This is a genomic window from Frankia sp. CcI49 (assembly GCF_001983215.1).
Taxonomy (GTDB): Bacteria; Actinomycetota; Actinomycetes; order Frankiales; family Frankiaceae; genus Parafrankia; species Parafrankia irregularis.
In genome coordinates this window covers 12,101-28,879 of the sequence record NZ_MOWP01000053.1, presented here as the reverse complement: position 1 = coordinate 28,879, position 16,779 = coordinate 12,101, and the positions used below count along the sequence as shown (strand labels likewise).

Here is a 16,779-nt window from a genome sequence, read left to right as displayed (position 1 = left end):
TTTAAGTAACGGATACACAACGGTGTGGATGATGTCCGCGCCGCGGTCCACCCGATCAACAACGGGAGAAATTCGTCGCGGTTCGACCGAGACGCAGCCGCCGAACCGCGAATGTGCTTTGATGCGCGACCTACCCGGAGCCGGTAGGCGATGTCAGCGGATGACGAGCTGGACGTCCTCGGGATGGTCGACCCACAGCGGCGGCCCGTCCGGCGTCACCACCGGGAGAAGGCGGATACCCCACGGAAGCTGCGCGCCTTCGAGCGTGACCTCCATCGTCCACGAACCCGCCTCCGACGCCGCCTGCATCTCCGCGAGAACCTGCCCCTCGGCCGGCGTCGTGGGGGGTTCCTCCCCGGGGCGGGCGACGAGCACGAGTCGAGGGACCGGCCCGGTGGACCGCACCTGTACCCGCAGCGTCCGGCGCCGCCAGCCCGCCTTCGCCACGGTGTACGACACCGAGGTCAGCCCACTCAGATCCGGTATGACCACCTGCCCGGTGGGCGAGCTGGGCAGGGGGGCCGCCGCGGCGTCGGCCGGCACGTCAGGCCGCCATTCCGGCGGCGTCGCACCCGGCCTGCCCTGGTGCGGCCCGGCGTCACCGCCCGCGCCCGAGATCTCGGTGACCGGCATGTCGACGGTCGCCGGACCGGGCATACCAACCGTCGCCGGCCCAGGCATGCCGACCGTTTCCGGCCCAGGCATACCAACCGTCGCCGGACCGGGCATGCCCGCCGTCGCCGGACCGGGCATACCAACCGTCGCGGGTCCAGGCATGCCCGCCGTCGCCGGACCGGGCATACCAACCGTCGCGGGTCCAGGCATGCCCGCCGTCGCCGGACCGGGCATACCAACCGTCGGCGGCCCGGCCGGTACCCGGTACGCACCCGTAGCCGGCGCGACACCGGCGAGATCCGCGTCCACCCGCGCCGCCGCCATCAGGGGCTCGGCGGGGTGCGGTATGCCCGGAACCCCGCTCGGAGCGGATCTACGCGGCTCGATCAGCGCTGTCGCCGGTGATGGCACCGGAGCCTGCATCGGCATCGGCATCGGCGATGCCGATGCCGTCGGGGTCGGGGTCGGCGCCGGGGTGACGTCGATGACCACCGGTTGGGTGCCCGGCGAGACGGCTGGCAGCGGGGCGCGGCCGATCGGTGGGGAGGCGGCCCGGCCGGAGGAATGATCGATCGGCGACAACGGCGGCATCGGGGACATCGGCGGAGCGGGCGCGGCCGGCGGCCCGACCGGGGGCGCGGCCAGTCGGTGCCGGACCGACCGCCCGATGATGCCGATCTCACCGACGACCGTGACCGGCACGTAGATCAGTTCACTCGCCCCGTGGTCACGTTGGACAGCGGCGTCCCGCAGCTGGCCGTGCCGGCTCGCGCCGACCAGCCGCAGCGGCGGAAGCAGTTCGGCCAGCGGTACTTCCGTGCCCTCCGGTCCCAGCAGCGCCAACGGCCCGGAACCCACACCGGCGATCGTCGGGCCAACGCCCGGCACACCCGACACGCCGATCCCGCCCGACACGCCGATCACACCCGCGGCGCCAGCCGCGGCATCGACCGGTACGGCGACCGCGTACACCCGCACCTGCGCACCGGTCCGGGCGGTCCAGCGCAACGCGATCTGGTCGTGCTCGGCGCCGGCCAGCAGATCGGTCACCGGCCGCGGGCGGGTGACCACCCCGAACTCCGCCTGCGCGCCCGCCGTGCGGGCGGCGTTGCCGTCGACGTCCACGTACTCGACGAACGCGCGGTAGTGGTAGCCCACGCCCGGCAGCACGTCCGGGTCCAGGAAGCTGCTGCCGGTGACCCGGGCCCGACGGGGCGGCGTGGTGACGGTGGACTCCGGGTCGACCATCCGCTCGATCGTCACGGTGTCCGCCGGCCCGCTCGGCCGCCAGGTCAGACGGACGCCGGTCGGGGTCGCCTCGGCCCGCAGGTCGGCGATGTCACGCACGGCGATGAGCGGCGCGGTGCTCACCGGTCTGGACTGCCGTTCCCCGGACAGCGCCGTCACCTCGTGGCGCACCGTTCGCCACGCCGGTGCGCCGGAGTCGGCGAGCTCGGTGGCGCCGGTCGTGCCCAGCGCCCGCCGGCCGACCTGGCCCGAGCTCGGGTCGACGACGATCCGCTCCACCCGGTAGCTGACCGGCCCGGCGGACGCGGACGGCCGCCATCGCAGCAGGACGGCGTCGTCCGCCAGCACGGAGGTCAGGTCGGTCGGCGGCTGCAGCGGCAGCGCCGCCAGCGCGGCCAGCGCGTCCTGGCTGTCCGCCGCGGTGGCCAGCACCGCGACGAGCGCCGCCTCCTGCTGGTCCGACGGCAGGGCCCGCGCGGCCTCGACCCGGCGCCGGATCACCGCCTGCTCCGCGGTCAGCTCCCCGAGCACCTCGGCCGGCAGGCGGCCGTCCGGCCCGGGGACGTCGGCGGCGCGGGCCACCAGCCAGCGGGCGCGTTCGACCGCCGCGACCGGGCGCAGGGTGGCACGTTCCTCGGCGAGGGCGCGCCAGCCCGCCTCGGTCGCCGCGAGCGCGGCCCTCACCAGGGAGTCCAGTTCGTCCGCCGCCTGGGCCGCGCTGTTGCCGGCGGCCGGTCCGGCCGCGGCCAGCGCCGCGCGGACCCGGCTCAGACCGTCCCGGGCGGCCCGGGGCCGGCCGTCCTCCAGCGCCTGCCGAACGACGGTCAGCGCGTCACCGGCGGCTCTGACCTGGCGCAGGCTGTACCCGCATCGCCGGCAGGTCACGGCCGCCGCCTCGGTGAGCGAGCCGCAGGCCGGGCAGTCGGTGTACAGCTGCGTGTCGCAGTACCGGCAGGTCGTGGACCCGCCGACCGGCTCGGGACGCCCGCAGCCGGGGCACAGCACGTAGTCGACGGCGCCGCCGGTGCTCACGGCGGCGCCGAGGTCGCGGGCGATGCCGATGATGACGCTTTTCACCTGCTCGGTGCCGAGGCCACGGCCCGCGGCCAGCGCCGCCCGGACCAGCCCCTCGTAGGCGACCGCGGTCAGCTCCCCGTCGAGTACGACGTGCTCCTCGACGGCCGGCCGAAGCTCGTCCGCGACGTCGGCCGACAGGCCGGCGGTGTAGGGGGCGGGGTCGCTTTCGATCAGCCGGGATCGCACCATCGCGAGCAGGTCGGCCGTGAGGGTCTTCTCCCGGTCGTGCGGGCGGCGGGCGTTGCCGGCGGCAACCGACTCCCAGGCGGCCCGGATCCGCTGGGGCCCGGCGTCCGGCGCCACCCCCAGGAAGTCCCACAGCGAGGCGGTGCCGACCAGGTCGCCGCCGCGCAGCACCCGAAGGTCCTCGAGGCGTTGCCGGATCTGGCTGCGGACCTCGGGGGCCAGCGGCGCGGCCCCGCCCTGGTCGCCGTCGGGAAGGACCTTCTCCCGGGCCAGCCGGGCGTCGAACTCCGGGTCGCTGACGCCGGCGGCGGTGGCGAGGCGGCGCAGGCCCGCGATCCGGGATGCCGGGATACCACCAAAACGATCACGAAGCGTGACGAGGTATCCGTCGAGCTTGGCGAGCCGCTCGACGTCGCCGCTGCGCCGCGCGTCGAGCACCCGGGCCTGCAGGCGGATCCGGAGGTCACCGTCCAGCAGCGGCGCCTCCCATTCGCCACGCCGCCGGACGAGCTCGGTCGCGAGCGCCGCGTACTTCGCCGAGTTGCGTTCGCGCTGAAGGAAGGCGACCACCCGGGCGAGCTGCGCGGCCACCTCCGAGTCGGTGTGCTCGCGCCGAGGATCGAGGTCCGCGATCAGGAAGGGGTCGGCGGTGTCGACCGGCGTCCGGGCGCGCAGCGCAGCCAGCACCCGTCGCCGGTAGCCGCTGCCGTCGAATGCCGCGCTCACCGCTCCACCCTCGTTCCGCCGCCGCCCGCAGGCTCTGGCCTTGCCCCTTCACCGACGAGCGTACGGATCCCGGCCCGGTCGGCGGTCACGGTGGTGCTCATCTCCACTGTTCCACCGTCACCTGGCCGCCGCGGGTGCGGTCAGTCCCGCTGTTTGAGGAGACTGACCTTCGCCGACTCCTCCGTCTTCATGCTCTCGCTGCCGACCCCGGCCGTGACCCGGAGCACCAGCGGCTCGGACGCCCCGACATGGGTCGCGGTGACCTTGATGGTCTGGTCACGCCCCATCTCGAAGCTGACCTCGACCGGGGTGCCCCGCGGGTGGCCGGCCGGGATGCCGCTGATGGCGCCGGCCACGATCACCTTGTTGTCCTCGATCCGGGTCGACTCGACCCCGGTGCCCTGTTCGAAGACCCGGATGTCGACCTCGGCCTGGTCGTCGGAGATCGTGTAGAAGGTGCGCTTCACCTCGATCGGCAGGGCGTCGTTCTGGTGGGCCAGGAACGCGGCGACGGCCGAGCCGCGGTCCTCCGCGAAGATCCCGAAGCCGCGGGACGTGACGTCCGTCACCCGGGTGCGAACCAGATCGACCACCGAGGACGTCGTCAGCCCGGCGGCGGACGCGCTCGCCGCCGCGGCGGCCTCGAGGTCACCGGTCGCGGCGGCGTCGAGGGACTGGTCGGGGCGCAGCTTCCCGCTGGCCACGAGCTCCTCGCGGACCTCACGCTCCAGCGCCTTCTTCTGCCCGTAGACCGCGGCGCCCTTGGCCACGGCGAGGTCCGGGTCGGCGAGCCGGCAGGTGAGGCCGAACGCCTCGCCGAGGCGGCGGGACACCGCCGGCAGCTTGCTCATCCCTCCGACGAGAAGGCACAGGTCGATGGTGTCGACGCCCTTCTCCTTCGCCCGCTGCAGGACGGAGCCGGTGAGGTCGACCGTGCGCTGCAGCAGCGGCGCGGTGATCTCCTCGAGCGTCGCGCGGGTGAATGTCACGCTGCACCGCTTGYCGCCGTGCACCACCAGGACGTCCACGCTCTCCCGGCCGGACAGCGCGAGCTTGGCGTCCTCGGCCGCGGTGAGCAGCTCCTGCTCGTCGTAGACGTCGTCGAGGGGGTCACCGGCGTCCGGCTGCTCCTGGACGAACTTCTGCGCGAGGTAGCGGACGATCTCGTTGTCCCAGTCGGCGCCGCCCAGCTCGTGGTCGCCGTCGGTGGCGACGACCGTGATGTCGTTGCCGTCGAGGCGGATCACCGTCGTGTCGAAGGTGCCACCGCCCAGGTCGTAGACGAGCACGGTCGAGGCGGACTGGCCGTCCTGGGCGAACCCGTAGGCGAACGCGGCGGCGGTCGGCTCGTTGATGATGTCGACCACGTTGAGGCCGGCGAGCTCCCCGGCGAGCTTGGTCGCCTTGCGCTCCTCGTCACCGAAGTAGGCCGGGACGGTGATCACCACATCGGTGACCGGCGTTCCGGTCGCCCGCTGCGCGTCCGCGGCGAGGGCCTTGAGCACCAGGCTCGACACCGAGGCGGCGCTGTACTCGACGTCGTGTGCCACGAACCGCCAGTCCGAGGCGCCCATGTGCCGCTTGACCAGCCGGGCGACGTCGTCGRGACGGATCCGGGACTGGCGCTTGGCCTGCGTGCCGACGACGAAGGAGCCCGCGGGCCCACCGTCTCCCGCGGCACCGCTCTCGTCGAAGAGGACCACCGACGGCGTGGTGGGCTGCGACTCGATGTTGCGGATCACATCCGGGCGGCCGTATTCGTCGACCTGGGCGATACATGAGTAGGTGGTGCCCAGGTCAATTCCGAACACCTTGGTGCCTGCCACCGTCTGATCTTCCCTTCCACTGACGACTGCTGCCACCGACACCCCCGCGACCGGCGACGCGACACCCCACCGACGGGCCATCCGGGCCATACCGCCGGCCTCGCCGCCGACGATGCTCGAAGTCGGCCTCTGCCTCATGATGATGACGGGGTGGCCAACCGCCGCTGACGGCGGCCGTCCCGCCGAGTGCGGCAGGCTGCCTCCGATGCCTCGGCACGATGTGCGCAGTCACCCTGCGCCGGGCGCGCCCAGGCACCCGGGGGCGGTGCGCTCAGGCTCCCCGGCCCGGTGCTCAGGCCCCTCGGCGCGGTGCGCCCAGCGTGCTCGGCGCCGTGCGGTCAGCGTGCTCGGCGCCGTGCGGTCAGCGCGCTCGGCGCCCTCGATACACCTCGGTCTCCGCCGGGCGGACGACCGTCGACTCACCGCGGACGAAGCCGGGACGGACCGTCCGCGCGACGCTTCCCTCCAGCGCCGGGTCGTCCGTCTCGACCCGACGGACGCCCAGGAACCGCCCCGGATCGAACGCGTCACCGACCTCCGGCGAGAACGGGCGGACGTCGGCGGCCAGGTCCAGCACCTGAAGCAGCTGCTTGCGCAGTATCCCGGCGACGCTCTGGCTGTCGTCCCCGCCGAGGCTGCTCATCTGGTCGTAGAGGCGAACGAGGCCACGCAGCAGCGGTGCGATCGCCTCGTTCAGCTCACCGCCGCGCAGGCGCCCGTTCTCCGCGTGGAGGCGATCGACGAGCTCCGCGTCGTGCCTGCGCAGCCGGACGAGCTCGTCCACCCGCTCGGTCAGACGTTCCAGCGCCTCGATGGTCCGCTCCCTGTCCGCCGGACCGCCGTGGTTCGCCCCGCCCACGGCGACCGCGGTGTCCGTCCCGTCGGCGTGGCCAGCCGGGCCACCGCCGGCTCCGCTGGCGTCCTCGGAGGCCCCGCTGCCGCCCGCCGCAACCCAGGGCTGGCCCGCGCCGTCCGCGGGCCCGTGCCCGAGCCCGGGCAGCGCCGGGGCCGGCAGATCCGGCGGGTTCGCCGCGGACGGATCGAAGGTGCCCGGCGCGGTGCCGGCATCCGGGCCAGGAGCCGGCGCCCCGAGTGGACCGCCGCCCGCGCTGGTACCACTGCTGCCTACGGCTGAACCGCTGCCTGTGCCGGGACCACTGACCACACCGGGACCATTGCCCACGCTGACCTCGTCTGGTGGGACCGCCGCGGCGAAATCGCCGACGAGCGGAGCCTCCACTGCCGGCTCCGCCACGGCACCGGCAGCCTCGGCGGCGGACGACACCACCACCCCGTGCATCGGAGCGGCGCCGGTCGTCGGGGCCGCCGGCGGGAAGTAGCCGGACGGCAGGGCCGGATCGTGCCCCAGGTCCGAACCGGTGCCCGGAGCGACGTCGACGTCGACGGCATCGGCGGCGCTGGCTGCCCTGTCCCGGGTTCGGGCGCTGCCGCCGAGGATCTCGTAGTCCAGCAGGTCGAACTCGTCGCCGCCGGCGGGGTGAGGGGTCCGGCGCCGGTCCTGCGTGAGGTCGGTCGGCTGGGTGGGCGGTGACGCGGGCTCGCCAAGGCCCGGTTCGCCGCGGCGAAAGAAGTCGATCTTCTGCGCGGGCATCGGCGGGAGATCGCCGGTGCTGCCGCCCCCCGCCCCGCGTTCCGCCGCCCGGCCCTGCGCGGGACCGCCACCGTGCTCGTGAAGCCCACCGTGCTCGTGAAGCCCACCGTGCCCGCCCCGCTCGCCGAGCCCGCTCTGCTCCCCGGGCTCTCCATGCCCCCCGAGATCACCGGGCACCGCGGCGGTCCTCGGAAGCCTCGCGGTGAACGATGCGCCGAACGCGCCGGGCGGGATCACCGACCGGGGCGCTCGCCCCGGGCCGGAGTCGACCGGCGCCTCGTGGCCACCTGCCGGGTCCTGCTCGTGGGCGCCACGGTGGGGAACGTCGTCGGAGTAGGGCAGCCCACCCGCGTACTCCGCCGGCCTGCCGCCGTACGGCTCACCCTCGGCGTAGTCCTCATAGCTGCCCGTGCCGCCATAACCGCCGGTGCCGTCGTAACCGCTGGTGCCGTCGTAACCGCCGGTGCCGTCGTAACCGCCGGTGCCGTCGTAACCGCCGGTGCCGTCGTAACCGCCGGTGCCGTCGTAGCCGTCGGCACCCTCGGCGTCGCCGCGCCAGTCGGCCCGCTCGTATCCGCCGGTGCTTCCGCGTCCATCGGTCCCAGGGGTGCCGTAGCCGCCGGCAGCCGTGTGACCACCGGAACGCTCGTAACCACCGGAACGCTCGTAAGAGCCGGAGCGGTCGTAAGAGCCGGAACGGTCGTAGCCACCGGTGCCCTCGTAGCCACCGGGACCGTCGAACCCGGCCGCCTCCCGGTAACCGGCGTATCGGTCGGCCGAGCCGTACCTGTCGGTGGCGGAATGCCTTGCGCTGGCAGGGTTCCTGTCGCTGGCAGGGTGCCGGTCGGTGACGAGGTGCCCGTCGGCCGACGGTTCCGCCCGCTCGTAGCCGGCGGCCGGGTAGCCGCCGTCGTCGTCGTGACCGGACGGGTGGTCCGCCTCCGGATCGCCGGCCCCACGGTCCGGCGGGCCGTACCCGGCACGCTCGTAGCTTTCCGACGCGAACACCGACCCCCGGCCGCCGCGTGCGCTCGCGGCCGGTCCGTTGCGTGCCGGGTAGCTCGGCGCCCGGCGCCCGACGGGCGCCGGTGCCACCTGGCCGTGGCGGCCGTAACCACCACGGCCCGGGTCCGTGCTGTCCTCAGCCTCGTACCAGGACGGCCCGCGACCCGACTCGTCCACCGCGGACCGGTCAGAGTCCACCTCCGCCGATGGCTCCGGCGGGTCCGCCGGCCCAGCGGCCTCCGGGGTCGGGTCGGGCGCGAACCAGCGGTACCCGCCGGCCTGCTGCCCGCCGGAGCCACTGGCGGCGGTGCCCGGTTCACCCGGGCCGGACGACCCCGTGCGCGAGGAACGGCGTGGCTGGAACATCGAGTAACGCCCTTCCCCGGCGGGTGGTGGCACTGGACGGATCATCTACAAGGCTCCCGGTCAGGGCTGACGCCGGGCCGGTGTCCCCACCCGGCCGTCGTCCGTGCGCCTCGGTCACCGCGCCTCGGTCACCGCGTCGCGTCGCTGCGCCTGTCGATGCGCACAGCCTGCCCGGTTACGACGATCCTCTCAACTCCCCCCGTGTCCCGACATTCCGGTCACTTCCGGCCGGCGGTCCAGTTCAGGCCCCACCCGTAGGCGGTGTCCAGCTCCCGGTGGCCGCCGACGTAGCGGACCTCGCGGCTGACGGTGAAGTCGTTGCCGGTGTTCGTGAGCAGGGCGATCGCGCACATGCGGGAACCACCCGCCTTCTCGTCCAGGTGCACCTCGATCGGCGCGCCCTGCGCCGGGGTCAGCGTCACGACCGCGTTCGCCTGGTCGAAGGAGGCCACGCCCTCGTAGATGAAGGCGAACACCAGCAGCCGCCGGATCTCCCCGATCCGAGCCAGGTTGACGTGGAGGTTCTCGCCGCCCGCCGTCGCGCCGGTGCGGTCGTCGGCGTCGAGCTGGACGTAGGGCGGGTTGTCGAAGGACCCGAAGGCGTTGCCCAGCGCCTGCACGACACCGCGCCGTCCGTCCGCCAGCTCGAACAGGCAGGCCAGGTCGAGGTCGATCCCGCCGCCCGCCGCGCTGAGCACCCGCTTGAGGAAGCCGCCCTTGGCCGCGCCCGAACCCGCCCCGTTCTGGGACCAGTTGAGATTGACGTGAAGCCGGCCGCCGCCGCCCTGCTTGCTCAGCGAGACGGTCGGCGCCGACTTGGTGAGGGTGACCTTGCTCAGCGACACCGGCGCTCCGGCCGGCGGCGCCGCTGGTCGCTTGCTGTAGTCGATGCCCATGGTCCGCTCCTTCGCGGTTGGTGGGTTTCCATCAATGGCGGCGGTCGATGACCGCCCTTTTCCATCTCATTTGCCACGGTCAGGTTTGCCGCGAGTCCGAGTCGACGACGGAAAAGGCTCGCCGAATGACCGCCGCCAGCCGGGTGTCCGTCCGTCAGCTGGAGGTTCCGACGGGCGAGGCCTTGTCGCCGCCACCGCCCAGGCCACCGGAGTCGACCGCGCCGTCGGAGTCCTGGCCGTCCGGGCCCGTGCCACCGGCACCGGACTCGATCTCGGCCGCCTTCCGCTCCTTCGCCCGGAAACGGATGGACGACAGCAGTGCCAGTCCGATGAACGCGACGCCGATCAGCCCGGTGACGACCTCGTGAACCTCGGTCTCGATGGAGACCGCGAGGATCACGGCCAGCGCGCCGATCGCATAGTGCGCACCGTGCTCGAGGAAGACGTACTCGCTCAGCGTCCCGCGCCGGACCAGATACACCGTGGTGGACCGGATGTACATGGCGCCGATACCGAGACCGGTCGCGATGATGAAGATGTTCTGCGAAATCGCGAACGCACCGACGACACCGTCGAACGAGAACGAGGCGTCGATCACTTCCAGGTAGAGGAAGAGGAAGAAGGCGGCCCGGCCGGTCGCGAGAACCAGATCCGGTGTGCCGGTCCGGCGCTCCGCCGATGCGGAGCCCGTCGCCTGCGCCGACGTGCTCTCGTCCTCGTCCTCGTCCTCGTCCGCGCCGATTCCCCGAGCTTCGAAGAACTCGCCGAGCCCGCGCACACCCAGGTACGTGGCGAGGCCGGCGACACCGGCCGTCAGCACCTGCTGAGTGTGATCACCCGAGAAGGCCTCGGCGACGACCAGCAGGGCGACGAGCCCCGTCACGACGGACAGGACGTCGAGCTGGCCGGCACGGCGCAGCGGCTCCTCCAGCCACCGGAGCCACTGGATGTCGCGTTCGGGGTCGAACATGAAGTCCAGGAAGATCATGAACAGGAAGATCCCGCCGAAGGCCGCGATCGAGGGGTGCGCCTCGTGCAGCCGCGCCGCGTATTCGGCCTCGTCGTTGAGCGCGAGATCGAATACGTCCATCGGGCTCAGGTGTGCGGTCAGGGCCACGATCACGATCGGGAACAGCAGCCGCATCCCGAAGACCGCGATGATGACGCCGAGGCTCAGGAAGAGCCGCTGCCAGACCTCGCTCATCCGCCGCAGGATCGTCGCGTTGATCACGGCGTTGTCGAAGGACAGGCTGATCTCCAGGACGGCGAGGATCGCCACGATCGCCGCGGCGTCCCCGCCGCCGATCACCCCGGCGGCCGCGATCCCGATCGCAGTGATCGCGAACGACCAGCCGAATATCCGAAGTACGTGCACTTTTTGCGAACACCTCCCGGACCGACTCACTATGCTCCGACAGGCATTCGCGGGCGGGAACCGCGGTCCGTACCGGTCCCGCCACTCATAACATCACCGCGTTGTCACCGGACGTTGCGTCCGGTTCACCGGGCCGGGCCGATGCGGTTGAGCGCATCGTATTCAGCCGGAGCCCGGCTGGCACTACCAAAATCTGACGAAACACCGACCTTGACGCCGGCCGCGGCTGGGGGAAACCTCACAGAAGCCCTGGAAATGATCCCGCCGGGCGCCAGCCCTGATCCCGCCGGTCGACGGGATCAGGACCACCGGCTCGGGCCACCCCGGGTGTGGACCCCCACCGGAGGAGTGGCCGTTCGGGCCGACCGCTCAGACGTTGACGCTCAGACGTTGACGCCGTAGTCGCGGGCGATGYCGGCGAGACCAGAGGCGTAACCCTGCCCAACCGCGCGGAACTTCCATTCCGCTCCGTGCCGGTAGACCTCACCGAAAACCATCGCGGTCTCGGTCGAGGCGTCCTCGGTCAGGTCGTAGCGCGCGATCTCGGCCTGGTTCGCCGCGTTGACGACCCGGATGAACGCGTTGCGCACCTGGCCGAAGCTCTGCGACCGGTTGTCCGCGTCGTAGATCGAGACCGGGAAGACAATCTTGTCGATCTCGGCCGGCAGGCCGGCGAGGTTGAGGTTGATCTTCTCGTCGTCGCCCTCGCCCTCACCCGTGAGGTTGTCGCCCTGGTGCTCGATCGCACCGTCCGGGCTCTTCAGGTTGTTGAAGAAGACGAAGTGCCCGTCCGACACGACCTTTCCGTCGGGCCGGCAGGCGATCGCGCTGGCGTCCAGGTCGAAGTCGTCACCTGTGGTCGTCCGGACGTCCCAGCCCAGACCGATGACGACGTTGGTGAGACCGGGCGCCTCCTTGGTCAGCGACACGTTGCCGCCCTTGCTGAGGCTGACTCCCACTGCTCCTCCAGATTCGATGTTCAGGTTCGATGGTTCAGGTCCGATGTTCTGGTTCGACGTACCGCACGTTCGTCAGGCCGAGGTCCACCGACCCGCCGATGCCACGCCCGCCCCACACGCTCGTCCCACGCGCGCCCCCGCGCCCCGGCCGGGAACAGCCACGCCGGCAGACGCGCCGGGCCGGTCGGGGACCGGCCACACCACCCAGGGGTACGGGCGGCGGCAGCCTACTGCGTCACACATCACGCCCAAGGCCGCCCACGGGACCGGAGTGTCCGCCCACCAGCCTCGCGAGCCCCGGATGCCCACCGCTGTCACAGAGCCGCCCACGGGCGCCACCCGGGCACCGGTAAGCCGACTACGGGGCACCCGCCCCACGGCCGCGCGCAGCCCCACCGGCGTGCGACCGCCACGGCGGCCGGCCCGGGCACCCGCGAGGGAGACGGGCGACACGGACGTATCCCCCGCTCGGCGCGGGCCGGCGACGCCTCGCCTGTCCGGTGTCACGCGTCCCCTGTCCGGTGCGGTGGTCGATGGGAGTTCGTGTTCAGCGGTCCCGCGGCGAACACTTCTGTGCCCAGCGAGACGAACGACGGCTCGGTGTAGTTCCCGGATCGCCGAGCCTGCCACCACTTATGGCGCACCGATGCCGGAAGGTCTGTCACCCATCCGACACACCGTCACAACCGCGACGTGACACCCGCCGCCCCGGGCACACGCCGTCAGAAATACCCGCGACACAGCTCGAGGCCCACCCGGGACGAACCCGCCACCAACCCCCACGGATCACACCAGCGGATCAACGCGGACAATATCCCCGACGGAAGGTTAACGATCTGAGCAAGCCGGGAACATCGGTCAGGACCGTGGCCATCGGGACAGCACAACCAGGCACACCACGACCGCAACACAGACCCATCCGGTGGTTGCACGCAGTTCACGTGGCGGTGCCATCGAACGCCATGTACAGGGTCGACCATTGAGTCGTGGTTCGTCTGGATAAGGTCCCCATGATGATCGGACGTTCAGTAGGCCGGGTTGTCATCTCCGACGTGCGCCCGGTCGTCTCCTGTGGCCAGTGGCCGTCGCGGGCGGTGGAGGGGGAAACCCTCACCGTCAGCGCGACGATCTTCCGTGAGGGTCATGACCTCATCGGAGCAAATGTCGTTCTTTCCGGTCCCGACGGTCAGGGTGCCCCGTTCACCCGCTTGAAACTGACCGGCGCGGGCACGGACCGTTATGAGGCCGACCTCGTCATGGGGCGCGCGGGCCTGTGGGGCTTTCGCGTCGAGGCCTGGGCCGATCCGGTCGCCACCTGGCGGCACGGCATCGAGCTCAAGGTCGGCGCCGGCCAGACCACCGACGAGCTCGCCGTCGACTTCGAGGACGGCGCACGGCTGTTCCTTCGGGCGTTGCCGGGCCTGCCGGAGCCCCGGCGAGCCGAGCTCGCGCACGCGGTGGCGGTGCTGCGCGATGACCAGGTCACCGATCCGCACGCCCGCATCGCCCCGGCCTGCGCGCCGGAGCTGGCCGCGCTGCTCGACGCTCACCCACTTCGCGAGCTGGTCACCCGCTCCCCCCTGCACCGCGTGTGGGTTGACCGGCCGCGTGCCCTGTACGGCAGCTGGTACGAGATGTTTCCGCGCTCGGAGGGTGCGAGCCTCGACCCGCCGCGCTCGGGAACCTTCCTCTCCGCCACGGAACGGCTGCCGGGCATCGCCGCGATGGGCTTCGATGTGGTCTACCTGCCGCCAATCCATCCCATTGGCGAGGTCAACCGCAAGGGCCCGAACAACACGCTGGTGACGGGGCCGGATGACCCGGGTTCGCCGTGGGCCATCGGCAGCGTGCACGGCGGCCATGACGCAGTGCACCCTGACCTGGGGACATTGGACGATTTCGACCTCTTCGTCGCACGGGCGCGTTCCCTCGGCATGGAGATCGCACTCGACCTCGCACTGCAGTGCGCGCCGGACCATCCCTGGGCCAAGCACCATCCGGAATGGTTCGTGGTCCGCAGCGACGGATCGATCGCCTACGCGGAGAATCCGCCGAAGAAGTATCAGGATATTTATCCACTGAACTTTGATGCCGATCCGATCGGCATCTACCACGAGATCCTCCGCGTGGTCCGGTTCTGGACGGCGCGAGGCGTGCGGATCTTCCGTGTCGACAACCCGCACACCAAGCCGGTCGAGTTCTGGGAATGGCTCATCGGCCAGGTCAAGGCCACCGAGCCGGACGTGCTGTTCCTCGCCGAGGCGTTCACCCGGCCGGCGATGATGCACACCCTGGCCAAGGTCGGCTTCACCCAGTCCTACACGTACTTCACCTGGCGCAACGAACGCTGGGATCTGGAGGAGTACGCCCAGGAGCTGGTCGAGTCGGCGCATTACATGCGGCCCAACTTCTTCGTCAACACGCCGGACATCCTGCCGGAGTACCTCCAGCGCGGCGGGCCCGCCGCGTTCCGGATCCGGGCCGTCCTGGCGGCGATGCTCTCCCCGACCTGGGGCGTGTACGCGGGGTACGAGCTGTTCGAGAACACCCCCGTGCGGCCGGGCAGCGAGGAGTACCTCGACTCGGAGAAGTACCAGTACCGGCCGCGCGACTGGGCCGGTGCCGAGCGGGCCGGGACGAGCCTGGCGCCCTACCTCACCCGTCTCAACCAGATCCGCCGTGACCATCCGGCCCTGCACTGGCTGCGCAACCTGAGCCTGCACCAGTCGGACGCACCCGAGATCATGGCCTTCTCCAAGCGGCTCGCTGACGAGGACCGGATGGACGAGGACGTCGTGATCGTCGTCGTCAACCTCGATCCGCACATGGCGCGGGAGACCACGGTGCGCCTGGACATGCCCGCCCTCGGGTTCGACTGGGGCGACACCTTCACGGTCCACGACGAGTTCACCGGTGCGTCCTACCAGTGGGGCCGGGACAACTACGTGCGCCTGGACCCGAGCGAGCCCGCCCACGTCCTGACCGTACGGCGCAGCTCATGAGCGGCTCGGAACCGTTCGCCGAGGAGGCGCTGCGGGAGACGGCGGCCGCGGGCGGCGAGGCCGAGTCCCCCCGCGACCCGCAGTGGTTCAAGCGCGCGGTGTTCTACGAGGTGCTCGTCCGGGGCTTCGCCGACTCCAACGGCGACGGGACCGGCGACCTTCGCGGGCTGATCAGCAAGCTGGACTACCTGGAGTGGCTCGGCGTCGACTGCCTGTGGCTGCTGCCGATCTACTCCTCGCCGCTGCGCGACGGCGGCTACGACATCGCCGACTACTTCCAGATCCTCCCGGAGTTCGGCGACCTGGGCGACTTCATCAACCTGGTTGACGAGGCCCACAAGCGCGGCCTGCGGATCATCGCCGACCTGGTGATGAACCACACCTCGGACGCGCACCCGTGGTTCCAGGCCTCCCGCTCGGATCCCGACGGCCCCTACGGCGACTTCTACGTCTGGTCCGACACCGACGACAAGTACCCGGACGCCCGGATCATCTTCGTCGACACCGAGAAGTCGAACTGGACCTGGGATCCGGTGCGCGGCCAGTACTACTGGCACCGCTTCTTCTCCCACCAGCCCGACCTCAACTACGACAACCCGGACGTCCAGGAGGCGATGCTCGAGGTCCTGCGCTTCTGGCTGGACCTGGGCCTCGACGGGTTCCGGCTGGACGCCGTCCCCTACCTGTACGTGCGGGAGGGGACGAACGGGGAGAACCTGCCGGAGACGCACGAGTACCTGCGCCGGGTCCGCAAGGAGATCGACGCCAAGTACGCCGACCGGGTCATGCTCGCCGAGGCGAACCAGTGGCCGTCGGACGTCGTCCAGTACTTCGGCAACGACGACGAGTGCCACATGGCGTTCCACTTCCCGCTGATGCCGCGCATCTTCATGGCGGTGCGCCGGGAGTCCCGTTACCCGATCTCGGAAATCCTGGCCCAGACCCCGGAGATCCCCCCGAACTGCCAGTGGGGGATCTTCCTGCGCAACCACGACGAGCTGACCCTGGAGATGGTCACCGACGAGGAGCGCGACTACATGTACGCCGAGTACGCGGCGGATCCGCGGATGAAGGCGAACATCGGGATCCGCCGCCGGCTCGCCCCGCTGCTCGACAACAGCCGGGACCAGATGGAGCTGTTCACCGCGCTGCTGCTCTCCCTGCCCGGCAGCCCGGTGCTGTACTACGGCGACGAGATCGGCATGGGCGACAACATCTATCTCGGTGACCGCGACGGTGTGCGCACCCCGATGCAGTGGTCCCCGGACCGCAACGCGGGGTTCTCGACCACCGACCCGGCCCGGCTGTACCTGCCCGTGATCATGGACCCGGTGTACGGCTACCAGGCCCTGAACGTCGAGGCCGAGCAGCGGATGTCGACCTCGTTCCTGTCCTGGACCAGGCGGATGATCGAGGTTCGCAAACGGCATCCCGTCTTCGGGCAGGGCAGCTACACCGAGCTCGGAGCATCCAATCCGTCGGTGTTCGCGTTCGTCCGCGAGTTCGGCGACGACCGGGTGCTCTGTGTCGCGAACCTGTCCCGGTTCGCGCAGCCCGTGGAGCTCGATCTGCGGCGGTTCGCCGGGCTGGTCCCGGTCGAGCTGATGGGCCGGGTGCATTTCCCGGCGGTCGGCGAGCTGCCGTACCTGCTGACGTTGCCCGGCCATGGGCACTACTGGTTCGCGCTGACCAGTTCGGGGGAATTCACGCCTTAGGCGGTACGACGATGTTCCGCCCGGCACCTGCCCCCGGGCGGGACGGACCGGACCAGCCCGGAGCGATCCGGGCGGGCCCGGCCGGCCGGTCAGCCGTCTGTCTCCGATGTCGGCCTTGATGTTCCCAGGGGCGGACGTCACGATTTGTTCTCCTGGAACTCACGCTCCGGG

General features: G+C 71.4%; 8 protein-coding genes. 2 read left to right on the top strand and 6 right to left on the bottom strand.

Annotated features, from left to right (window positions below):
* Nucleotides 1-153: 153 nt before the first annotated feature.
* The 6 genes from CcI49_RS38300 to CcI49_RS38275 form a co-directional block, all read right to left on the bottom strand.
* The gene (locus tag CcI49_RS38300) at nucleotides 154-3,852 is read right to left on the bottom strand and encodes a hypothetical protein (RefSeq protein ID WP_076834584.1); all 3,699 of its coding nucleotides are present in this window, start codon (nucleotides 3,850-3,852) and stop codon (nucleotides 154-156) included.
* 140 nt (nucleotides 3,853-3,992) lie between these two features.
* Nucleotides 3,993-5,678 carry an Hsp70 family protein gene (locus tag CcI49_RS38295; protein ID WP_076834582.1) on the bottom strand — a complete coding sequence of 562 codons (1,686 nt, stop codon included), beginning with the start codon at nucleotides 5,676-5,678 and terminating at the stop codon, nucleotides 3,993-3,995.
* A gap of 361 nt (nucleotides 5,679-6,039) precedes the next feature.
* On the bottom strand, nucleotides 6,040-8,706 hold the full coding sequence (locus tag CcI49_RS43970) for a hypothetical protein (protein WP_241840527.1): 2,667 nt from the start codon (nucleotides 8,704-8,706) through the stop codon (nucleotides 6,040-6,042).
* Between the two features lie 173 nt (nucleotides 8,707-8,879).
* Entirely contained in the window at nucleotides 8,880-9,557 is a 678-nt protein-coding gene (locus CcI49_RS38285; protein ID WP_054565057.1) for a Tellurium resistance, read from the bottom strand.
* Between the two features lie 154 nt (nucleotides 9,558-9,711).
* Nucleotides 9,712-10,932 carry a DUF475 domain-containing protein gene (locus CcI49_RS38280; protein WP_076834578.1) on the bottom strand — a complete coding sequence of 407 codons (1,221 nt, stop codon included), beginning with the start codon at nucleotides 10,930-10,932 and terminating at the stop codon, nucleotides 9,712-9,714.
* A 383-nt stretch (nucleotides 10,933-11,315) separates the two neighbouring features.
* Nucleotides 11,316-11,891, bottom strand: coding sequence for a TerD family protein (locus CcI49_RS38275; protein ID WP_076834576.1), 576 nt, complete (start codon nucleotides 11,889-11,891; stop codon nucleotides 11,316-11,318).
* Nucleotides 11,892-12,901: 1,010 nt separating this feature from the next.
* Between CcI49_RS38275 and CcI49_RS38270 the strand changes: the two genes are divergently transcribed.
* Together CcI49_RS38270 and treS are read left to right on the top strand one after the other, a co-directional pair.
* Nucleotides 12,902-14,893 carry an alpha-1,4-glucan--maltose-1-phosphate maltosyltransferase gene (locus CcI49_RS38270; protein WP_054565059.1) on the top strand — a complete coding sequence of 664 codons (1,992 nt, stop codon included), beginning with the start codon at nucleotides 12,902-12,904 and terminating at the stop codon, nucleotides 14,891-14,893.
* Entirely contained in the window at nucleotides 14,890-16,608 is a 1,719-nt protein-coding gene (gene treS, locus CcI49_RS38265; protein ID WP_054565060.1) for a maltose alpha-D-glucosyltransferase, read from the top strand. Before CcI49_RS38270 ends, treS begins: the two co-directional genes overlap by 4 nt.
* The last annotated feature ends 171 nt before the right edge of the window (nucleotides 16,609-16,779 follow it).